This is a genomic window from Sphingobacterium ginsenosidimutans, from assembly GCF_039536865.1.
In the GTDB taxonomy this organism is placed as follows: domain Bacteria; phylum Bacteroidota; class Bacteroidia; order Sphingobacteriales; family Sphingobacteriaceae; genus Sphingobacterium; species Sphingobacterium detergens.
Genome location: NZ_BAAAZK010000009.1, coordinates 345260 through 367023, shown reverse-complemented (window position 1 = coordinate 367023; position 21764 = coordinate 345260). Strand labels below are relative to the sequence as shown.

The following is a 21764-nucleotide window of genomic DNA, read 5'->3' as shown; positions in this document are numbered from 1 at the left end:
CCTGCTCAAGTTTGAGCAGGGCCTTTTTTTATAAAATAAATCCATTAAATATTTCTTTTTTTCAGCATTTCTTCTAATTTTATGCCTTTGACCTAAATGGCATAAATAAAGCTTTTCATTCTACAAAAATTTTATACCTTTGCCATTCTTGGTAAAGTGTGATTAAACAAGAACTAATTATCAATTACATAAACAGTATTTAACATTAAAATTAATACAATTAATAACAGACGATGCAAGGTAAAGGGCTGATTAAACTTTTAGTGATAGTGGTGTCATTAGCGTGTCTATACTCCCTATCATTTACTTGGGTGACCCGCAAAGTGGAGCAAGATGCTGAGAATTTTGCCAAAGGAGATTTGGCAAAAGAAAAGAGCTATCTAGACTCTATGGCAGGTGAAGTAGTGTACAATTTAGGTTTTGCGAAATACACCTATAGGGAAGCAAAAGCGAATGAACTGGCTTTAGGATTGGATTTAAAAGGTGGTATGAACGTTACCATGGAGATCTCATTGGATGAGTTGATCCGTAATCTGGCCAACAATCCAAAAGATGAGAAATTCAACAAAGCGTTGGAACAAGCGGTAGCAAAAAGCAAAACCAGTCAAAAAACGGTTGTCGCTTTATTTATGGAAGAATATAAATCCATTGGAGCTTCTACCCCACTTTCGACATTCTTTTCGACAAAAGACAACGCTTCTTTAATTAAACCAGGTGATTCTGATTCAAAAGTTGAATCATTCCTTCAAAAAGAAGCTGACAACGCCATTCAAAATTCGTACAAAGTACTCCGTACACGTATTGATAAGTTCGGTGTTGCTTCACCAAACATCCAGATTCAACAAGGTACAAACCGTATCTTAGTGGAATTACCAGGTGTAAAGGACGAAAGTCGTGTTCGTAATCTACTTCAAGGTTCGGCTAAATTGGAGTTTTATGAGACTTACACCAATCAAGAAGTTTACCCTGTATTAGAAAATATTGACAGAACATTAGCAACTACTTTAAAAGCTGCACCAGCTGCGACAACTAAAACTGTTGCTGACACAACGAAAAAGTCAGACGATTTATTGTCCAACTTAACCGGTGGTCAAAAAGACAGCAAAGCTAAAAAGGATAGTGCAGCGCTTAATCTAGGTCAGAAAAACCCATTATTTGAAGTGTTACGTCCAGCAGTTTATATGGGTGAAAACCAACAAATGGCACTTATGCCTGGCGCTATGGTTGGTATTGCTTCATTGAAAGATACAGCTAAAGTAAACGCTTTTTTGCAACGCCCAGAAGTAAAATCAATTCTTCCAGGTAACTTAAAGCTTTTATGGGCGGTAAAACCAGAGCAAAAAACACCAGAGCAACTTTCCCTATATGCTATCAAAGCAGTAGGAGCAGATAATGGTGCTGTATTGACTGGTGACGTGATCACTGATGCAAATGCCAACTTTGATGAGAAAAACCAACCTGTCGTTGGTATGCAAATGAATAATGAAGGTGCACGTGAATGGAAGAAAATCACAGCAAAAGCGGCTCAAAATAGAGATGCTATCGCTATCGTCTTAGATAATGTAGTTTATTCAGCTCCTTCTGTTAATGGTGAAATTCCAAATGGTAGTTCATCAATTTCAGGTTCGTTTACTGTAGAGGATACAAAAGATTTAGCAAACGTATTGAAAGCTGGTCGTCTTCCGACCACAGCTAAAATCGTTGAAGAAGCAGTTGTTGGTCCGACATTGGGACAAGCGGCTATTGATGCGGGTATCAATTCAGCGGTAATCGGTATTGTCGTTGTGATGATCTTCATGATTGCATACTACAACACTGCAGGTATCGTGGCTAACATTGCTGTATTGTTGAACGTATTCATTATCATGGGTGTATTAGCATCGCTCAATGCCGTACTGACCTTACCTGGTATTGCCGGTATCGTATTGACAATGGGTACAGCTGTCGATGCTAACGTATTGATCTATGAACGTATCCGTGAGGAATTGGGCTTAGGAAAATCAATTCGTCAGGCGGTTGCTGATGGTTATAAACATGCTTTACCATCTATCTTAGATTCACAGATTACCACATTCTTAATTGGTATCATCTTATTCTTATTTGGTAGTGGTCCAATTTTAGGTTTCGCAACAACATTGATGGTTGGTATTATCACATCATTGTTTACAGCAATACTTGTAACACGTGTTATTTTTGAATGGATGTTGGAAAAAGATATTAAAATTAAAGTATCTTTCCCTTGGTCTGCAAACACCTTGCATAATGCAAACTTCAAATTCGTTCAAAAACGTAAAGTATTCTACGCAATCTCCGTTGTAGCAGTCTTAATTTCTGCAGCTTCAATTTTCACAAAAGGTTTCAGTTTAGGTGTAGATTTCCAAGGTGGACGTACTTATACTGTTCGTTACGATAAACCAGTTGATCCGGAAGCTGTTCGTACCAGTTTGGACGATATTTTCCAAAAAACAACTGAAGTAAAAGTATTTGGTGCATCAAACCAACTTCGTGTGACAACAACGTATCATATTGAAGAAACTTCTGATGCTGCCGATAAGGAAGTATTGGATAAATTAAACCAAGGACTATCCAAGGTAGATGCTTCCAACAAACATGAGATTCTGTCCTCACAAAAAGTAGGACCTAGTATTGCATCAGACATCAAGTCAAGAGCAACTAGCTCGGCAATATTCTCCATTATTATCGTGGCGGCTTATATCCTAATCCGTTTCCGCAAATGGGAGTACTCAGTGGGTGCAGCGATTGCAACCATCCACGATGCAATTATTCTATTAGGTTTATTCTCCATATTGGATGGTATTGTGCCATTCTCATTGGATATTGACCAACACTTTGTGGCGGCCATCTTAACGGTAATCGCATACTCGGTGAATGATACTGTGGTTGTATTTGACCGCTTGAGAGAATTCGTATCAAAACCTAATGCGCATAACGAAGATCTTGGTGAGGTTGTAAATCATGCGATCAACTCAACATTGAGTAGAACAATCATTACTTCATTGACGATCGTTTTCGTTCTTGCAGTCTTGTTCATCTTTGGTGGTGAGGTTATCCGTGGATTCTCTTTCGCGATCCTAATCGGTGTTATTGTGGGTACCTATTCTTCAATTATCCTGGCTGCGCCTTCTGTATACGATTTACGTAAAGGAAAGCATTTGGCTGAAGGTAATACTGCAAAAAAAGCTGAAGTAGTAAGACCATAATAAACTTTAAAATAACATAAAAAGGCGTTCAAAAATTTGAACGCCTTTTTTTATTGCATTCAAATTACTTGTTGCACTAAATAATTTTAGATATTTGTTGTACTAAATATTTGTATGCTAAACGAAAAATTCGACCGTTATTCTTTCATCTTGGATCAAACGGCCAAGAAGGTAAAACAATTTGCGCAATCGTCCTTTACAGAAAAGGGATTTGACATTACGGTGGATCAATGGGCCGTCTTAAAGGCGCTATATGAAACTGACCAGCTATCCCAAAAAGAATTAGCTAAACGATGCGGCAAAGATCAACCCACGTTGACCCGTATCGTGGATATCCTACTGAAAAAAGGTTTGGCTGAACGTGTTATTGACGAGACAGACCGCCGAAGTCTCTATCTCCATTTGACGGAAGAAGGGAAACTTAAGGTGGCATCCTTATCCCCTATCGTCGCAGCGATCCGCATGAAAGCCTGGGAGAAATTAACAGAAAAAGATTTCGCGGATTTTACAAGAATATTAAACACCATTTACAACAATTTAAATGTATAATAGCTATGATAAATACTGATATTTGTATCATCGGTGCTGGACCAGTAGGATTGTTTGCTGTTTTTGAAGCTGGACTTCTAAAAATGAGGTGCCATTTGATCGATGTTTTACCTCAGGTTGGCGGACAGTTATCCGAAATATATCCACACAAACCCATTTATGATATACCGGGCTACCCGAGCATCACCGCTCAGGAGCTTATTGATAATCAACTTGAGCAGATAAAACCTTTTGCGCCTACTTTTACACTGGGTGAACGTGTAGAACAGATCGAAAAACAGGATGATGGTTCTTTTATCATCGCCACGAGTGATGACACAAAAGTGCATGCCCAGGTTATTGTCATTGCCGGTGGACTCGGCTGCTTCGAACCCCGAAAACCTGAGATTCAAAATCTGCATCTCTTTGAAGGTAAAGGGGTGGATTATATGGTAAAAGATCCCGCCAAATATGCGGACAAACGGATTGTGATTGCTGGTGGAGGGGACTCTGCGCTGGATTGGACTTACCATTTAGCTGATATTGCACAACACGTTACGCTCATTCATCGCAGTGATTCTTTTCGGGGAGCGCCCGATTCGGCGGAAAAAGTCTTTAAATTGGCCCAACAGGGCAAAATTAATTTACTTTTATCCCATAACCTGAGTAATATACATGGAAATGGTACGCTTACAGCAGTTGAAACGATAAATAAGGATAAAGAAACGATTGCGGTCGAAGCGGATTATTTCATCCCACTATATGGTTTGACACCTAAGCTGGGGCCAATCGCTGACTGGGGGTTAAATATTGATAAAAATGCAATTGAGGTCAATACCTTCGATTATTCGACCAATGTCGAACGCATTTATGCCATTGGCGATATTAATACCTATCCCGGCAAACTAAAGCTGATCCTCTGCGGTTACCATGAAGCTGCTCTGATGTGTCAAAGTGCTTTCAAATTTGTTTACCCGGATCAAAAGTTAACATTTAAATATACAACCGTAAACGGTATCAATACTTTTTAGCCATGGAAGACAATTTGATACAAGTAACTGTCGTCGATCGAGATGGTTCGGAAAACACAATCGAGGTACCTACAGATATCAATCTTTCGTTGATGGAAATTTTAAAGGCCTCAGCATACGATATATTGGCTACCTGCGGAGGTATGGCGCTATGTGCTACATGCCATGTTGAAGTCCTTGAAGGCCTGGATAATCTTCCAGAAGCTAGCGACCAGGAGTTAGATATGTTAGACACCTTACCAGATGCAGATGGGCAAAGTCGACTCGCCTGTCAACTTCATCTTCATAATAATAACAATGGCATGAAAATCAAGCTGAAAGGCGCATTGCAATAACAAAGTCATTGTGTATTTTATACACAATGACTTTGTTATCTATGCAAGTTTTTTTTTTAGCGCCTCTCTGAGTCATAAAAGACTTAAAACCAAAACACTACAAAATATTTTATTAAAAGAATTGGCCTTATAACGATAAATTTCACAATGTATTGCCATAATAAATAAATATTTTTTAGTTTTTTGGTTCAAAATTTAAGATATTTGCAGCTTAATTCGATTGTACGAATTTTTACAACAAACTATTAAAAATATGCCAAGCAATAGTTCAAATAGAAAATTCCCAAGAGTAATCATTATTGGTGCTGGATTTGGAGGAATTGAAGTTGCTAAAAAGCTTAAAAATAAGGAAGTTGAAGTTCTCTTATTAGATAGAAACAACTTTCATACCTTTCAACCATTAATGTATCAAGTTGCTACTGGTACACTTTCTGCGGACTCCATTTCCTTCCCTGTCCGTAAAATGTTCAAAAATCAGGAGAACTTCCATTTTAGACTTGCCGACGTAAAAAGCATCGATAACGAGGCTAAAATTGTTAAAACTGATATCGGAGATTTTGACTACGACTATTTGGTTGTTGCCACTGGTGCAACGACAAATTTTTTCGGCAATCAGCAAATTACAAAATATGCCTTGCCAATGAAAAACATCCAGGAGGCACTTAATATACGTAGTTACGTTCTTCAAAATCTTGAAGAAGCAGTAATGATCCCTAATCCTGAAGATCGTAAGCCTAATTTGAACTTTGTGATCGTTGGTGGTGGTCCTACTGGAGTAGAGCTTTCTGGAGCTATTGCAGAAATCAAGAATAATGTGCTGGAAAAAGACTATCCTGAATTAAAGAAATCAGAGATGTCTGTTTACCTGGTGGAAGGCCTACCAAAAGTGTTGGCTAATCTATCGGAGAAAGCATCAAAAAATTCTGAAAAATATTTAAAGGATTTAGGTGTTGAAGTACTATTGAATGTACAGGTAACTGGATACGATGGTAACTCCATTACCTTCGCCGATGGTAGAAGCATCGAAACAAAAACAGTCATCTGGGGTGCGGGTGTTGCGGGTCAATATCCAGATGGATTCAAAAAAGAGGTTATCCAACGTGGTAACCGTATACAGACAGACGATCAATGCCGTGTCATTGACATGCCAGGTGTTTATGCCATTGGTGACGTATCTGCATTTATTACAGACGATCTACCTCGCGGTTTACCGGGCGTTGCTCCAGTAGCACAGCAACAGGGTGGATATGTCGCTAAACACATCCTTCAGACGATGTCTAATCAACCTACCGAAAAATTCAGCTATTTTGACAAGGGTTCAATGGCTACAGTAGGGCGTAATAAAGCTGTCGTTGATATGGGCAAAATTCACTTCAGTGGTTTCTTCGGATGGATGACTTGGATGTTTGTCCACTTGATGTCCATTTATGGTTTTAGAAATAAGTTGATCACATTTGTAAACTGGACCGTGAAGTTTTTCACGAAAAACAGTGGTGTCCGCTTAATCTTCCATAAGTATGACGAGCCAACGCCTGAAGAACAAGCGAAAACGATACAATAAAAGTCGATAAATAAAATTGTAAAAGACAGATTAACACTGCTTTTTACACAAAAAAGAGTGCTATTATTCAATAAAAATAATGGCACTCTTTTTTTTTCAGCACCACTAAAAAACAACCGAAAGTTGATCAAAAAAAATAGTTGATCTTAAAACTTGTCGCCCACTCCCATATCGTTGTCAAAGCTACGGTCCTGAAAACCCCAGTGCTCATACGGATAGCAAAGAATTCAAAAACATATTTTTAATTCCTGCTTGCTATTGCTTCCAATAAAAAATAAGTTACTATTAGACGTAACAATTGTAGATTATATTCGTTAAATTTAAAGACAGTTTTTTCCAGATAGAATTTACTTGCAGAATATAGTTTTTTTTTGATGTAGAACCTCAAAAAGATTAATTTTTTTTGTGTAGGTTTGCATATTATTTTAAAATAGCTTAAGGATTAGCAAATGGGCTTATTTAATTGGTTTACGCAAGAAGTTGCGATTGACTTGGGTACTGCAAACACCCTTATAATTCATAATGACAAAGTAGTAGTGGATGAGCCTTCTATTGTTGCATTTGACCGCACCACAAACAAAGTGATTGCCATCGGTCGACAGGCCATGCAAATGGAAGGTAAAACACACGATAATATAAAAACGGTACGACCTTTACGTGATGGAGTAATTGCTGATTTTACAGCCGCTGAACACCTGATCAGAGGGATGGTAAAATTGGTTAACAACGGTAAGAGTTGGTTTTTTCCATCCTTGCGTATGGTTGTCTGTATTCCATCAGGTATCACCGAGGTAGAGAAGAGAGCGGTACGCGATTCTGCAGAAATTGCAGGTGCCAAAGAAGTTTATCTGATCCACGAGCCAATGGCAGCTGCCGTAGGTATCGGTATCGATGTGGAAGAACCAATGGGTAACATGATTATAGATATTGGTGGTGGTACGACAGAAATTGCCGTCATCGCATTATCGGGTATCGTATGTGATCAGTCCATCCGTGTAGCGGGTGACAACTTTGATTCGGATATTGTTCAATACATCCGTAGACAACATAATATCATGATCGGCGAACGTACTGCGGAGAAGATTAAAATTGAAGTTGGTGCGGCACTTCCTGAATTACAGGAACCACCTGCAGATTTTGCAGTTCAAGGTCGCGACCTCATGACTGGTGTCCCCAAACAGATTACCGTTTCGTACACTGAAATTGCCCATTGTTTGGATAAATCAATTTCGAAAATCGAAGAAGCCATCTTAAAAGCACTTGAAATTACACCTCCAGAGTTGTCTGCCGATATCTATCAAACAGGTATCTATCTGACTGGTGGAGGCGCGTTATTACGTGGTTTAGACCGTCGTATTCAAGCGAAAACAAAACTTCCTGTACACATTGCCGAAGATCCTCTTCGTGCTGTTGTAAGAGGTACCGGTATTGCGCTTAAAAATATTGGTCGATTCAAATTCTTGATGCAATAATTAGCGTTCGATAATTAACAAGATTTTATTAAAGAGCGATATAATATGCAAAATTATTATATCGCTTGCTTATTAAATACCCACGATAAAAAATGAGAAACCTTTGGTTATTCCTGAGACGATATAATGCATTCTTTTGGTTTATCCTATTTTTTGGATTCTCATTATTTTTGATTATTACCAACAATTCGTTTCAACGCAACTCGGTGTTAAATTCGTCCAACAGTGTAATCGGCAACCTCTATGCAAAGGTAAACTCGTGGAAAAGCTATTTACATCTAGGCGAGACAAATGATGCCTTAGCTAAAGAAAACGCGCAGTTACGGAAAGACCTTCAAGCCTATAAATCAACGGATAGTATTAAGATCGGACCAGTACCACTCATCGATAGCAGTGAATTTGGGCGTTACCAATTTATTATTGCAAATGTAATCAACAACAGTATTCATCAAAAAGCGAATACAATCACGTTGGATAGAGGTAGTAAAGATGGTATTGAAAAGGGCATGGGTGTGATTGCTCCAAATGGCGTCGTTGGTATCGTATTAAATGTTTCGCCTAATTTTTCCACTGTGCAATCATTATTACATCCTGACACCCGTATATCAGTCACTTTGGGCCGTAGTGAGACCTTTGGCTCTTTAGTTTGGGGTAACAACATCGATTATCGCGCAGCTACGGTTAAGGAGATTCCGAATCATATCAAAGTAAACAAAGGCGACAAAGTTTATACCTCGGGATATTCAGGACATTTTCCAAAAGGTATTTTTGTGGGCACAGTTATTCAAACCGGCATTTCTTCTGGAGATGCATTCCTGGATCTTCGCATTCTTTTAAGCACCAATTTCTCCAATCTACAACATGTATATGTAGTAAAGGATTTATTAAGTAATGAATTAAAAACATTGGAGGAATCGACTAAAGACAATGGCTAGGATTTTAATATTTAATTTTATTCGATTTATCGTCTTAATTGGAATGCAGGTATTTTTGTTCCAAAATATTGGCTATTATAACTTGGTTGCGGCATTTCCCTATGTTTTATTTATCTTTTTGCTACCGACCGGAACACCCAATTTTCTGGTTTACCTGATTGCTTTTCTAACAGGTTTGACAGTTGATTCCTTTTATGACACATTGGGGGTCAACACCGCCGCATGCGTGGCTTTGGCTGCATTCCGAATTTTCTTTATGAAGATCACCCTTGAAGTAGAGGAACGGGACTCATTTCTTACACCAATGTTGGGGTTGATGAATGTGAGATGGTTTTTCTCCTATATCTTTTTTGGTACATTGATTCATCATACATTCCTGTATCTACTGGAATCTTTCTCCTTCCAACATATTCAATACACACTGCTCAGTATTGTTTTAAGTTGTATATTTACGGTAATTATCATGCTGTTATTTAGCATATTATTCTACAAAAAGAAAGATCGATTGTAGTAGATCAGTGAATAGAAATTTATTTCTATGAATAGTTTTTTTGCTCGCAAGTACGTCGTTTCCGGAATCTTTGTTGCCATCGCGCTGACTTTGATTGCCCGTTTATTTTATTTACAGATCATCGACGATTCCTATATACATTCAGCCAATAGTAATGTCATGCGAAAGGTCATTGTCTATCCTGCAAGGGGTGTTATTTTAGACCGCAAAGGAAAAGTATTGGTACAAAATGAACCTGTTTACGACCTAATGGTTACCCCTCGCGAAGTCAAGGAGATTGACACGGCTTTGTTTTGTAAATTAATTGATATTGACAAAGAAGGCTTTATTAAACGGATGGATAAGGCTCGTGCCCATTCTCCATACAGGGCATCAATTTTTGAAAAACAGCTATCCGTCCGGACTTGGGCGCAATATCAAGAATATCAATATCAGTTTCGTGGATTTTATGTTCAAAAGAGAACCATCAGAAGTTATCCCGATAGTATTGCCGCTCAGTTTTTGGGTTATGTGAGTGAAGTAAACGATAAAGATATTGAACGATCCAACGGATTTTACCGAAGTGGTGACTATATCGGAAGAAGTGGTGTCGAACGTTCCTACGAAGATCTGATTCGCGGTAAAAGAGGCGTCAACAATTTGATGGTGGATGCGCTAAATCGTCCCAAAGGGATATTTATGGAAGGGAAATACGATACCTTGGCCGTTGCTGGTGAAGGATTAGTTTCCTCGTTAGACAAGGATCTTCAAATATTAGGTGAAAACTTAATGAAAAATAAGCTCGGTTCTATTGTCGCCATTGAGCCCGCAACGGGGGAAATCTTGGCCTATATAAGTAGCCCGAGTTACAACCCCAATCTGATGGTAGGTCGACAAGTCGGCAATAATTACATGAAATTATTGAATGACGATACCAAGCCCCTTTTTAATCGTCCTATTCAAGCCTCATATCCTCCGGGATCCGTTTTTAAGGTTGTTTCAGCCCTGACTGCACAGCAAGCTGGCGTCATTGACCGAAACACTGTATTTTTCTGTCCTCATGGTTATAGCTATGGTGGCGGACGCGGCTGGATGGGCTGTACCCACTACCACGGTTCAACCACTTTACAACGTTCTGTAGCCGTATCCTGTAATACCTATTATGGGTTCACCTACGCCAAAATGATCGACGGGCGGGGGCTTTCGGGGCCAAAAGCTTACGACCTATGGCGCAATGCAACTACGCAGTTTGGAATCGGGCACAAATTGGGGATAGATTTACCGGGGGAAAAACCGGGATTATTGCCTACATCGGAGTTTTATACAAAACGATATGGCAATGACAAATGGCGTTCAAGTTTCAACATCTCCCTCTCCATTGGCCAGGGAGAGATGGGTATAACACCCCTACAAATGGCCAATATTATGGCTATTGTAGCCAACAAAGGTTTTTACTATAGACCGCATCTCATCAAGGGTATCGGCGCACAAAAAATCGCCAAAAAGGAATTTACAGAAAAGATCAGCGCTGGGGTAGATGAAAAATATTATCCTGTAGTCATCCAGGGGATGAGCGACGCTGTCAACACGCCTGAAGGAACAGCTTGGTCCAATCGTATCCCGGGTATTGAAATGTGTGGAAAAACAGGGACGGCACAAAATCCACATGGAGAAAATCACGCCGTATTTTTTGCATTTGCACCACGGGAAAATCCTAAAATTGCCATCGCGGTATTTGTTGAAAATGCTGGCTATGGTGGAACTTGGGCTGGCCCAATCGCCAGTATGATGGTCGAAAAATACCTGAAGGATACCATTACGACACCAAAATATATTCAGGATCGGATTTATAAAGCAAATTTTCTTCCTGCACCAAAGAAAGTAATAGATCCGAAAAGTAAAGATGTCAAGAAAGCGGATTCGATCAAATCAAAAACAGATACTGTTAAATCAAAACGACAATTAGCGGCATTGGTAAAACCAAAAGAAACAATTGTTCACCATAGTGAGGTAAAAAGAAGACATGAATAATCAAAAAAATAGTTTCTTTGGAAAAATAGATTGGTTAACAATCATACTCTGGCTCTCACTTTGTCTGATCGGTCTATTCAATATCCGTGCTGCTGTATTTAATCCAGAAATGCCTGGTTTTTTCACCTTGGGTACCAACTATGGAAAGCAGTCACTCTATCTGGTCTCAGCGATTATTCTCGGTATATCCATCTTGATTATCGATGCCAAATTTTTCAGCTCGGCCTCACCCATATTTTATGGTATAACAGCTATACTCCTTGTCATTGTTTTGGTTGTCGGGCGAAATGTCGGCGGAAATCAGGCCTGGATTGATTTAGGATTTTTCAGGTTACAACCCTCCGAGTTTGCCAAGCTCTCCACCTGTCTGTTGCTGGCCAACTTCCTAAGTGCGCAGAGCAATAAAGCCCCCACCATGCAAACATTGGCCATGGGAGCCGGAATTGTACTATTTCCTGTATTTTTAGTTATGCTACAGCCCGACACCGGTTCTGCATTGGCATTCTTTTCCCTGATTTTTGTTTTTTATCGTGAAGGTTATGTAAACAATGAACTATTGATATTCGGAGGTCTCTGTATCTTACTTTTCGTTTTAGCGCTGTTATTCAATCCATGGATTCTTATTTTAGTCTTGGCTGCTATCATTGGATTTTTTATGTGGAGCTTCCGAAAAAAGAGAAAATATATTATTAATCTAAGTATCCTTTTTGCAGCCTGTACTGCATTTATATTATGTGTGGATCTGGTTTACGACCATGTATTACAACCGCATCAGCGCGACCGAATCGACATCATTTTGGGCAAAACAGAAGACCTCAAAGGAAAGGGTTATAATCTGAACCAGTCCAAAATCGCCATTGGATCGGGTCAGTTCTGGGGAAAAGGCTATTTGCAGGGAACGCAGACCAAATATAACTTTGTTCCCGAGCAAAGTACTGACTTTATCTTTTGCACAGTGGGGGAAGAATGGGGCTTTGTAGGTTCAGTAACATTAATTGCCATCTATCTCACGCTGCTCTTGCGTATCATCCATATTGCAGAACGACAGCGTTCGGCTTTCGCCCGAATCTATGCCTACGGCGTGGCTTCTATCCTATTTTTTCACTTGTTTATCAATATCGGAATGACCATAGGAATTATTCCTGTCATTGGGATTCCATTGCCATTTGTCAGCTATGGTGGGTCTTCACTCTGGAGTTTCACGATACTACTCTTTATTATGCTCAAATTTGACTCCAACAGGAAAGGAGTTGTTTAATGCACATGTGGTACTTGGAGAGATTTTTCTAAATTCTTTCCAGTACCAGTTGAATGGCTTTTTCCACGACTGCTTCAGGATTCGGCGAAAATTCTCCCGCTACCCGACTTGCTAAAATGGCATTTACGGATAAGGCCTGATGGCCAAACATTTTCGCCAAAGCATAGATACCCGCGGTTTCCATTTCTAGATTGGTCAAACGGAAATTGTTATGCTTAAATGAATTTACCAAAGGAATCAGATCTGGAATCGTATTATCTGAGCGCAGACAACGTCCTTGTGGCGCATAGAATCCCGGCGCCGTCAATGTCATCCCCTTGGGCAGATCAAAAGCAATTCGGTCTAATAGACGCTCTCCGGCTCCTGCTACATAAGGTTTTAAACTCAATTGTGGGAAATACCGAATTAGAGCCTGCTGGATATTCAATTCAATCTCATCGTAAGGCTTTTGATAGAACTGCATCAATGCATCAAAGCCAACCCCATATTCCGAAGCCAATATGCTTCCCATTTCAACATCCGTCTGTACAGCACCAGAAGTACCGATACGCACGATATCCAAAGAGGTCAGCTCGCTTTTCACAACCTTATGCTGAAAATCGATGTTTACCAATGCATCCAGCTCATTCAATACAATATCAATATTATCTGTACCTATCCCTGTAGAGATCACGCTCAGCCGTTTAGTACCAATATATCCTGTGTGGGTGATAAACTCACGCTTCCCCTTTTTGAGTTCGATACGATCAAAATATTTCGACACCTTGGCGACACGGTCCGGATCTCCTACCGTAATGATCGTATTGGCTAAATCCTCGGGCAATAAATTCAAATGGTAAATACTTCCATCTGAATTTAAAATGAGTTCTGAATTGTTTATCATATCGTTCTTAAATAATTCAATTGACAACCTTCAATTTTCGAAAAACGATCTACGACCCGGTTCACCTGCATTTTACGCACCTCAAATTCCAGATAGCAATTATTGTCAAATTCCTGCTTTTCGATTTCCAGTCCTTCTTCCTTAATAATGCGCATAACATCATTCATATTTAGATAATCAAAGGTCAACCCATAACTATCATTAACTGTTCGTTCAATTACCTGAGCTTGATCCAAGGCATCCTGTGTGGCCGATTTATAAGCATTAATCAAGCCTGGTACGCCCAAAAGGGTTCCACCGAAATAACGAACCACAACGACGATTATATTTGTAACATCTGCCGAGAGCAAAGCATTTAAAATAGGACGCCCCGCGGTACCAGAAGGTTCACCATCATCATTTATGCGAAATACATTACGATCTGGAGTCAGCCGATAGGCCCAGCAGTGGTGTCTTGCTTTTGGATGCAGGGATTTCACCTCCTGTAGCAGATCTTTTAATTTCTCCTCAGATTTAAAAGGAAATGCATAGGCAATAAATTTGCTTCCTTTATCTCTAAAAATTCCCTCATAGTTTGCATCGATCGTTCGATAAGTATCTTCAAATAAACTCACTGATATGCGATAATTAAAACTGAAATAATGGAAAGAACTATCCCCAGGTAATTCAACCATGAGAGTCTTTCTTTAAAAAATAATACACCCACCAAAGCACCCAACGAGATAACACCAATATTCATTCCAGTAAATACGATGGAAGGGTTCTCGGGTAATGCCCGATGAGCTTTCATATAAAATAATATATTACAAAAATTGAAAGCGCCCAAAATCAGGCCATAGACGACAGCTTTACCTGAAAAGATCTGCTTTTCAACAAAGATAAAATAGCCTAGTAAACCAAATGCAATCAGCATGGCCATGACAAAGATAATAAACATCGAACTGACATAAGGTATCGTCACATGCAATGCCACCTGTTTAAAAAGGATATCAATAATCCCCATACCAATAAAAACAAGCAATGGGTAGAGACTATTTTTATATCCTGTATTTGACAGGGTTACTGTAGGGAGAGATTTTCGCCAACCGATGGAACATATTATCGCCAATAGACCTACCCCTATTCCCAATAGTTTATTTCCCTGTAGCTTTTCGTGGAACAAAAAAAACGCTGCTAGTAAGGGAATAAATAAAGACAGTCGTTGGGCTACCTCCGTTTTTACCAAACCACTGTAACGGATAGATAGCGCAATTAATACAAACATCCCCGGTAAAAGTAAAGCCAGTGCTATATATAGCGGAAATGGTAAGGCATCCCAGCTAATTTCTTTTATTTCGGGCCGTAATATAAAGTAGGTCAAAGCAACCGCCATAGGATAATTCCAGACAATCACTTGTTTTGTTTCTACGCCATACTGTTTTGCCAATTTTAATAATACGGCTACAGTGACGCTACAAATAACACTGATGAGGACAAAAATCATTGTTCTATTACTAAATTATTTCCAAAGTCCACGCTTAGCCTGACGGGCCTGTCGTTCTAATTTTACAAAAAAATCAGCATACTGAACATTCGGTGTCAGGGTGTAAGTCACAGCATAGCCCTGCTCTACTAACTCCGCGTTAACAAATTTCTCCCTAAGATACACATAAGCGAGAAGTCTTCCATAACGATCCTTTTTACCGACATCAAATACCAGCTTCACATTCTTTCCAGTCAACAAAGCTTTTAGATATTCTTTTGCCTCCACGCCATAGTAACCAACCTCCTTTCGTGCTGTTCTCCTTGTTTCGGGAGCATCAATCCCAATCAAGCGTACCCGTTCGCCTTTTTTACTACCATTTTCAATCACAAAGGTATCGCCATCAATTACCCGTCGCACCTTCACATACCGTTCCTCCCCTTTATAAGAAAAACCTAAAAACAAGAAACAGATGATAGTGGCACTCACTAAAAAATTAAATCGCTTTAGCATAAAAATTACATTTGGGCAAAGGTAATAAAATACTTTTTCAGCAAACAACGGATAAAACACAGCATATTTCAACAAAAAAAACTAGCATTTTTAATCAAAAAAACACCAAAAAAAACAGCACTTTTTAATAATTTTTTATGTTAAAAAATTATTAAAAAAACAGACATAAAAAAGACATTAAAAATCATAAAACACTATATAAAAGAAAATTACAAAAATAAGCCATCTCAAAAAAGCTATAAAAAACACGTCTTTTCAATATAAAAAAAGTAATAAAAAGCAATCAAAAACACACCGATAAATGATGTATTTTTTATAAAAAAAATTATTTTTTCTTTGATATTTCAAAAACATTCGTACATTTGAAATGTCAAACAACACAAGGATGAACAGATCATATACATATTTCTATTTTAACTTCTTTTATTTTAAAAATAAGAGCCGGGATTAGATTGTGTATACATTAAAATATAACAAGAAAGAGTCCCGGTTTAGATCATCGGGACTCTTTCTTGTTTAAGGGCAAAATAGCAACAAAAAAATGAGTTTAAAAATTGCGATACAAGGAGCAAAAGCTTCATTTCACGAGGAGGCAGCATTTAAATATTTTGGACGCGAAGTCGAAATTGTTGAATGCGATTCATTCAAAAAAACCTGTGAATTGCTTAAGCAAAGAAAAGTAGATTACATTGTTATGGCGATTGAAAATTCGATTGCGGGTAGTCTGTTACCAAACTACAATCTGCTTCGGGATTATAAATTTCATATCACAGGAGAAGTCTATCTCAACATTCAACAGAATCTGATGGTATTACCGGGTGTTAAATTGAAAGACATCAAACATATCGAATCACATCCGATCGCGATCCGTCAATGCGAAGAATTTCTTTCGGAGTTGGAGGGTGTACGTATTACCGAAGGGTCAGACACAGCGGCCACAGCAAAGATGATTGCAGAACGGAAATTGACTGATACAGCTGCTATTGCGGGCACTTTGGCTGCTGAAATTTATGGGCTTGAGATTCTAGAAAAAAGAATCGAAACCAATAAAAAGAATGCAACACGTTTTCTTGTTCTATCGAATGAGGTGGTCGAACATAAAAATGCCAATAAAGCATCCTTATCGTTCCAAACAGGGAATACGGTTGGTTCCTTAGCGACAATTTTACAGTGTTTTGCTGAGCAAAATATCAACTTGAGCAAGATTCAGTCTATGCCTGTTATCGGAAAACGCAACGAATATGACTTTTTCGTTGATGTTGAATGGAAAAAACAATCAGACTATGAGGCTGCGATCCGAAAAGTACTCAAACATAGTATCAATTTCAATATTATGGGCGAATACATCAAAAACGAGAAACTATAATCAACAATTTAATAATTAAAAAAATCAACTTACCCTGAATCTGTCGGAGCTATAAAGACTTACAAAACAAGCATAACAGCTTAGCAGACTCAAATACCTTTAAAAATTTATTCCGATGAAAAATACATTAGAAATCACTCCTTTGAAATCATGGTTGGATACTGGAGACAAACCTTTAATTATCGCAGGCCCTTGTAGTGCAGAAACAGAAGAACAACTGGTATCTACAGCTCATCTATTGGCAAACACTGGAAAAGTAAATATTTTACGTGCAGGAATCTGGAAACCACGTACTCGTCCAGGTGAATTTGAAGGTATCGGTTCCATTGGTTTGGAGTGGTTGAAGAGAGCGAAAGAAGAGACAGGTTTATTGACAGCTACAGAAGTTGCGACAGCAAAACACGTTGAAGAAGCTTTGGCAGCTGGTGTTGATGTACTTTGGGTAGGTGCACGTTCCACTGCAAACCCATTCACGGTGCAAGAAATCGCCGATGCACTACAGGGAGTAGACGTACCAGTCTTCGTAAAAAATCCGGTTAACCCAGATTTATCACTGTGGATCGGTGCTTTGGAACGTATCAACCGCGCTGGCATCAAAAAATTAGGTGCTATTCACAGAGGATTCTCTTCTTACGAGAAAACAGCATTCCGCAATGAGCCGATGTGGGATTTAGCCATCCAGTTAAAAACTGCTTGCCCTAATTTGCCGATCATCAATGACCCTAGCCACATTTGTGGTAACCGCGAATTGTTACCGTACATCGCACAAAAAGCAATGGATATGGATATGCAAGGTTTGATCATCGAATCACATATTGATCCTTCTGTTGCATGGACTGATGCTAAACAACAAGTTACGCCAGCAGCCCTAGCAGAGTTGATCAATCATTTAACATTACGTAAAGCTGATTCTGACAACCCTTCATTCGAGGATAAATTAGCCGAATTGCGTAGCAACATTGACAAATTGGACGATCTAATTATCCAAAAAATCGGCGAGCGTATGAAAATTGCAGAGAAAATCGGTGAATACAAACGCGATAACAATGTGACGATCTTACAGGTAAACCGTTGGGATGAGATTGTTCAAAAACGCACAAAACTTGCTGAAGCACTTTCTTTGGGCAGTGAATTTGCAACAAAATTCCTAGAATTAATTCACAACGAATCTATCCGTAAACAAAACGCGGTAATGAATTCACAGGAACAACCAACAGCAGAAGCATAATGAATCAACAAGTCATCAAGCTGACGCACCCATCAAAAAAAATAAAAGGCACGGTTCAACTGACAGGATCAAAATCCGAGAGCAACCGTGCTCTTATTATTCACTCGTTGAGCAAGGGGCAAGTTGATATAGCAAACCTTTCCGAGGCTGCCGATACGGTGACGTTAAACCGTGTATTGCAGATTGCATCAGCTCCTCAACCCGGCTACAACACGATTGACATCGGTCCGGCGGGTACAGCAATGCGCTTTTTAACGGCCTACCTGAACCTTGTTCAAGGAAACTTTATTCTTACAGGGACCGAACGCATGCAACAACGGCCAATAGGTATATTGGTTGACGCCATGAAGGAAATCGGCGCCGACATTCATTATGAAAAAAAAGCCGGCTATCCGCCCCTAAAAATAGAAGGCGGCATATTTCAAGGAAAGGACCGTGTCCGGATAAAAGGAAATATCAGTAGCCAATACATCTCTGCGCTGCTATTAATTGCTCCCGCATTGAAAAAAGGGCTTACATTGGAAATCGAGGGCGAACTGACTTCCAGACCCTATGTATCCATGACCCTCGATATGCTAAAAAGCGTAGGCATACAGCATGAGTGGACAGCGAATGAAATACATATTGCCCCGCAGACTTTTTCAAAAAGCACAATTTATGTGGAGCCAGATTGGAGTGCAGCTTCTTACTGGTATGCTATTGTAGCGCTGGCAGAAGACGGAGCATCTATCGTCTTACCTGGGCTAAAAAAAGACAGTCTGCAAGGAGATATTGCAATTGTCGATATCATGCCCCATTTTGGCGTGCAATCCAGTTTTGAAGCCGATGGCTTGCATCTTCATAAAACAGCAATAGATTCGGAAAAAACGTTATTTGATTTCAAAGAATGCCCCGATCTCGCACAGACTGTCGTCGTTGTCGCTGCAGCTTTAGGTCGTGACGTTTCTTTTACAGGTCTTGAGACATTAAAGATCAAAGAAACGGACCGTATCGCGGCTCTCCAGACTGAAATAGCAAAATTTGGCGCTGAATTGATAGCAGATAACGAAACCTATCATCTTAAAACAGCAGAGGTATTCCAGCCAAAAGAGGTGACCTTTGACACCTATGAGGACCACCGTATGGCAATGGCGTTTGCCCCCCTTGCATTGGTTTTTGACCAGATCAAGATTGCGGAGCCAATGGTTGTAGAAAAATCGTATCCTGATTTCTGGAAACATCTACAGGACCAATCTTTTATCATTGACTAATATTTAAAAACCTGGGAGAATACAGTTATATACTTCCAGGTTTTATAACCTATATACACGCTATTAATGGCTTTAATGGCAACAAAAGAAATACTACCCACGGACAGACGCAGTCATGATTGAAAATAATCAAAATTGATAAAGTCAGGTTTTACAGTAGTGTTTTCATTGCATTTAAAGGCAAATTTATCTAAGTTTATTGAAATTTAATTCTTATGGCAGGAAACTCATTTGGCGATTTATTCAGAATCAGCACTTTTGGCGAATCACACGGAAAAGCGATCGGTGTAATTATTGATGGTTGCCCCTCAAATATAACGATAGACGAAGAGTTTATACAGTCTGAACTAGATAAACGGAAACCCGGACAGTCCAGAATTACCACACAACGAAAAGAAAGTGATACCGCTCAGATATTATCGGGCGTATTCGAAGGGAAGTCGACCGGAACTCCGATTGCCATTGTTATACCAAATGAAGATCAACGTTCCAAGGACTATACCCACATTAAAGATATCTTCAGGCCTTCCCACGCGGACTTCACCTATCAGATGAAATATGGTATCCGTGACTACCGTGGTGGTGGCCGTTCCTCAGCCCGGGAAACAGCCGCCCGCGTTGCTGCAGGTGCTGTTGCAAAGAGCTTTTTACAACAATTTGGCATCGAAATCTTCGCGCATGTTTCGGGTGTAGGTACGATCGAAGCTCCCAATTTGGACACCAAAGATCTTAAAGCCCTGCTTGAGCTTCGGGAATCTAATATCGCACGCTGTGCTGATCCAGCTACAGCCAATGAAATGGTCGAATTTATAGATTCAGTAAGAAAAGCAGGTGATACAGTAGGGGGACGCATTTCGGCCGTGGTAAGACATGTACCCGTTGGACTTGGAGAACCTGTATTTGACAAACTCCATGCTGACCTCGCGAAAGCGATGATGAGCATCAATGCTGTACATGGATTTGAATATGGATCAGGTTTTGCAGGTTCAGAGTTGCGAGGTTCCGAACATAATGATATATTTGTAGCAGATGACCATGATTTAAATCAAGTGCATACACATACCAATTTCTCTGGGGGAATACAGGGCGGCATATCAAACGGTATGGATATTACTTTTAAAGTAGCATTTAAGCCTGTTGCAACCATCATGAGAGATCAAGAAACAGTCGACATCCATGGCAACCCAGCCATCGCAAGTGGTAAGGGAAGACATGATCCTTGTGTTGTTTCGAGAGCGGTAATTATTGTAGAAGCCATGGCGGCACTTGTGATTGCGGATCATCTACTTAAACATCAAAGTTACAAACATGCTGCAAGATAATTATGTCGTAGGTGTTGATATTGGAGGCACTCATATTTCTGCCTGTATCATTGATACCAAACAATGGAATATACATTTAGAGAACGTGGTCAGAAACCACGTTTTTTCTCAAGGAGATGCTAAAACGATTTTACACACCTGGGCTTCCACAATACAGGATAGTATTACCACCTCACCCACTGCTATTCAATTCATTGGCATAGCAATGCCGGGGCCTTTTGACTATGAAAATGGCATCTCTAAAATGTTAGGGCAAAGCAAGTACGACAACTTGTACGATCAGGACATTAAAAGCCTTTTATCCGCTGAGTTGGGTTTACCTTCTACTGCTATTCACTTTATCAATGATGCAGCGGCTTTCCTACAAGGTGAAATATTTGTACAGAACCTTCAGACCAATCCGAGAATACTCGGGATTACATTAGGGACTGGCTTAGGATCTTCGGTATGGAATAAGGGCGAGAAGGCCTTCGATGCAGACCTTTGGAATACACCTTATCAGGAAAGTATCTTTGAAGAATATCTTGTGACAAGATGGTTTGTCAAACGGTTTAAAGAGCTCACTGGGAAAGATGTCACTGGTTTAAAAGAAATTTTGGACAATCATAGAGAAACAGCTGCATTCGCAACAATCAAAGATGAATACGCAACACATCTATTCGATTTTATGCAATTTTTTGAAGAAAAATATCAGACTAATCTCTTTATTATTGGTGGCAATATTGCGAAAGCACTTCCTATCTTTATCGCGGATCGGAAAGAATTCAATAGATTCACTATCTATACAGCTATATTGGGTGAAAAAGCAGCCATGATCGGTGCCGCAAGTATTTTTAGTTAGTTTAGGGACTTAAAAACACAAAATAGCGTTCTCCCTA

At 39.5% G+C, this 21764-nt stretch carries 19 protein-coding genes; 15 read left to right on the top strand and 4 right to left on the bottom strand.

Annotation, left to right across the window (positions count from 1 at the left end; translation table 11 throughout):
- The first annotated feature begins 233 nt into the window (after window positions 1-233).
- The 10 genes from secDF (at window position 234) to rodA (ending at window position 12862) form a co-directional block, all read left to right on the top strand.
- Entirely contained in the window at window positions 234-3221 is a 2988-nt protein-coding gene (gene secDF, locus ABFX33_RS24945) for a protein translocase subunit SecDF (RefSeq protein WP_346088939.1), read from the top strand.
- A 114-nt stretch (window positions 3222-3335) separates the two neighbouring features.
- Window positions 3336-3770, top strand: coding sequence for a MarR family winged helix-turn-helix transcriptional regulator (locus ABFX33_RS24940; RefSeq protein WP_346088937.1), 435 nt, complete (start codon window positions 3336-3338; stop codon window positions 3768-3770).
- 5 nt (window positions 3771-3775) lie between these two features.
- A complete protein-coding gene (locus tag ABFX33_RS24935; protein ID WP_346088935.1) occupies window positions 3776-4780 on the top strand; it encodes an NAD(P)/FAD-dependent oxidoreductase in 1005 nt (334 codons plus the stop codon).
- 2 nt (window positions 4781-4782) lie between these two features.
- Entirely contained in the window at window positions 4783-5115 is a 333-nt protein-coding gene (locus ABFX33_RS24930) for a (2Fe-2S)-binding protein (RefSeq protein ID WP_257087761.1), read from the top strand.
- Window positions 5116-5368: 253 nt separating this feature from the next.
- Window positions 5369-6676 (top strand): NAD(P)/FAD-dependent oxidoreductase, encoded by a 1308-nt coding sequence (locus ABFX33_RS24925; protein WP_346088933.1) that lies wholly within the window; start codon window positions 5369-5371, stop codon window positions 6674-6676.
- Between the two features lie 449 nt (window positions 6677-7125).
- Window positions 7126-8148, top strand: a complete 1023-nt coding sequence (locus ABFX33_RS24920; protein ID WP_028071379.1) for a rod shape-determining protein — start codon at window positions 7126-7128, stop codon at window positions 8146-8148.
- Window positions 8149-8240: 92 nt separating this feature from the next.
- On the top strand, window positions 8241-9083 hold the full coding sequence (mreC, locus tag ABFX33_RS24915; RefSeq protein ID WP_120261953.1) for a rod shape-determining protein MreC: 843 nt from the start codon (window positions 8241-8243) through the stop codon (window positions 9081-9083).
- Window positions 9076-9594, top strand: coding sequence for a rod shape-determining protein MreD (locus tag ABFX33_RS24910; protein WP_346088931.1), 519 nt, complete (start codon window positions 9076-9078; stop codon window positions 9592-9594). The genes mreC and ABFX33_RS24910 overlap by 8 nt, the downstream gene beginning before the upstream one ends.
- A 27-nt stretch (window positions 9595-9621) precedes the next feature.
- Window positions 9622-11604, top strand: coding sequence for a penicillin-binding protein 2 (gene mrdA / locus ABFX33_RS24905; protein WP_346088929.1), 1983 nt, complete (start codon window positions 9622-9624; stop codon window positions 11602-11604).
- A complete protein-coding gene (gene rodA / locus ABFX33_RS24900; RefSeq protein ID WP_346088927.1) occupies window positions 11597-12862 on the top strand; it encodes a rod shape-determining protein RodA in 1266 nt (421 codons plus the stop codon). The genes mrdA and rodA overlap by 8 nt, the downstream gene beginning before the upstream one ends.
- A gap of 28 nt (window positions 12863-12890) precedes the next feature.
- Here rodA and ABFX33_RS24895 read toward each other — a convergent pair whose 3' ends face one another.
- Genes ABFX33_RS24895 through ABFX33_RS24880 form a run of 4 tightly spaced genes read right to left on the bottom strand, consistent with a single transcriptional unit; the run spans window position 12891 to window position 15720 of the window.
- Complete coding sequence (locus ABFX33_RS24895; RefSeq protein WP_346088925.1) at window positions 12891-13745, bottom strand: nucleoside phosphorylase; 855 nt, start codon at window positions 13743-13745, stop codon at window positions 12891-12893.
- Window positions 13742-14359 (bottom strand): IMPACT family protein, encoded by a 618-nt coding sequence (locus tag ABFX33_RS24890; RefSeq protein WP_257097400.1) that lies wholly within the window; start codon window positions 14357-14359, stop codon window positions 13742-13744. The genes ABFX33_RS24895 and ABFX33_RS24890 overlap by 4 nt, the downstream gene beginning before the upstream one ends.
- A complete protein-coding gene (locus tag ABFX33_RS24885) occupies window positions 14356-15228 on the bottom strand; it encodes an EamA family transporter (protein WP_346088924.1) in 873 nt (290 codons plus the stop codon). Before ABFX33_RS24885 ends, ABFX33_RS24890 begins: the two co-directional genes overlap by 4 nt.
- A 15-nt stretch (window positions 15229-15243) precedes the next feature.
- Window positions 15244-15720: a thermonuclease family protein gene (locus ABFX33_RS24880; protein ID WP_346088922.1), complete on the bottom strand. Its 477-nt coding sequence runs from the start codon at window positions 15718-15720 to the stop codon at window positions 15244-15246.
- Window positions 15721-16261: 541 nt separating this feature from the next.
- On the opposite strand from ABFX33_RS24880, the gene ABFX33_RS24875 reads away from it, so the two are divergent.
- From ABFX33_RS24875 to ABFX33_RS24855, 5 genes are all read left to right on the top strand, one after another.
- On the top strand, window positions 16262-17086 hold the full coding sequence (locus tag ABFX33_RS24875) for a prephenate dehydratase (protein ID WP_077437425.1): 825 nt from the start codon (window positions 16262-16264) through the stop codon (window positions 17084-17086).
- A gap of 115 nt (window positions 17087-17201) precedes the next feature.
- Complete coding sequence (locus tag ABFX33_RS24870; protein WP_108636939.1) at window positions 17202-18314, top strand: chorismate mutase; 1113 nt, start codon at window positions 17202-17204, stop codon at window positions 18312-18314.
- Window positions 18314-19564: a 3-phosphoshikimate 1-carboxyvinyltransferase gene (gene aroA, locus ABFX33_RS24865; protein WP_346088919.1), complete on the top strand. Its 1251-nt coding sequence runs from the start codon at window positions 18314-18316 to the stop codon at window positions 19562-19564. The genes ABFX33_RS24870 and aroA overlap by 1 nt, the downstream gene beginning before the upstream one ends.
- Before the next feature lie 215 nt (window positions 19565-19779).
- Window positions 19780-20886 (top strand): chorismate synthase, encoded by a 1107-nt coding sequence (gene aroC / locus ABFX33_RS24860; protein ID WP_108636941.1) that lies wholly within the window; start codon window positions 19780-19782, stop codon window positions 20884-20886.
- The gene (locus tag ABFX33_RS24855) at window positions 20873-21727 is read left to right on the top strand and encodes an ROK family protein (RefSeq protein ID WP_257087746.1); all 855 of its coding nucleotides are present in this window, start codon (window positions 20873-20875) and stop codon (window positions 21725-21727) included. The genes aroC and ABFX33_RS24855 overlap by 14 nt, the downstream gene beginning before the upstream one ends.
- Window positions 21728-21764: the final 37 nt, after the last annotated feature.

Coding starts and splice junctions, on each gene's coding strand:
- secDF (WP_346088939.1), top strand. CDS start 234: ATGCAAGGTAAAGGGCTGATTAAACTTTTAGTGATAGTGGTGTCATTA.
- ABFX33_RS24940 (WP_346088937.1), top strand. CDS start 3,336: ATGCTAAACGAAAAATTCGACCGTTATTCTTTCATCTTGGATCAAACG.
- ABFX33_RS24935 (WP_346088935.1), top strand. CDS start 3,776: ATGATAAATACTGATATTTGTATCATCGGTGCTGGACCAGTAGGATTG.
- ABFX33_RS24930 (WP_257087761.1), top strand. CDS start 4,783: ATGGAAGACAATTTGATACAAGTAACTGTCGTCGATCGAGATGGTTCG.
- ABFX33_RS24925 (WP_346088933.1), top strand. CDS start 5,369: ATGCCAAGCAATAGTTCAAATAGAAAATTCCCAAGAGTAATCATTATT.
- ABFX33_RS24920 (WP_028071379.1), top strand. CDS start 7,126: ATGGGCTTATTTAATTGGTTTACGCAAGAAGTTGCGATTGACTTGGGT.
- mreC (WP_120261953.1), top strand. CDS start 8,241: ATGAGAAACCTTTGGTTATTCCTGAGACGATATAATGCATTCTTTTGG.
- ABFX33_RS24910 (WP_346088931.1), top strand. CDS start 9,076: ATGGCTAGGATTTTAATATTTAATTTTATTCGATTTATCGTCTTAATT.
- mrdA (WP_346088929.1), top strand. CDS start 9,622: ATGAATAGTTTTTTTGCTCGCAAGTACGTCGTTTCCGGAATCTTTGTT.
- rodA (WP_346088927.1), top strand. CDS start 11,597: ATGAATAATCAAAAAAATAGTTTCTTTGGAAAAATAGATTGGTTAACA.
- ABFX33_RS24895 (WP_346088925.1), bottom strand. CDS start 13,745: ATGATAAACAATTCAGAACTCATTTTAAATTCAGATGGAAGTATTTAC.
- ABFX33_RS24885 (WP_346088924.1), bottom strand. CDS start 15,228: ATGATTTTTGTCCTCATCAGTGTTATTTGTAGCGTCACTGTAGCCGTA.
- ABFX33_RS24880 (WP_346088922.1), bottom strand. CDS start 15,720: ATGCTAAAGCGATTTAATTTTTTAGTGAGTGCCACTATCATCTGTTTC.
- ABFX33_RS24875 (WP_077437425.1), top strand. CDS start 16,262: ATGAGTTTAAAAATTGCGATACAAGGAGCAAAAGCTTCATTTCACGAG.
- ABFX33_RS24870 (WP_108636939.1), top strand. CDS start 17,202: ATGAAAAATACATTAGAAATCACTCCTTTGAAATCATGGTTGGATACT.
- aroA (WP_346088919.1), top strand. CDS start 18,314: ATGAATCAACAAGTCATCAAGCTGACGCACCCATCAAAAAAAATAAAA.
- aroC (WP_108636941.1), top strand. CDS start 19,780: ATGGCAGGAAACTCATTTGGCGATTTATTCAGAATCAGCACTTTTGGC.
- ABFX33_RS24855 (WP_257087746.1), top strand. CDS start 20,873: ATGCTGCAAGATAATTATGTCGTAGGTGTTGATATTGGAGGCACTCAT.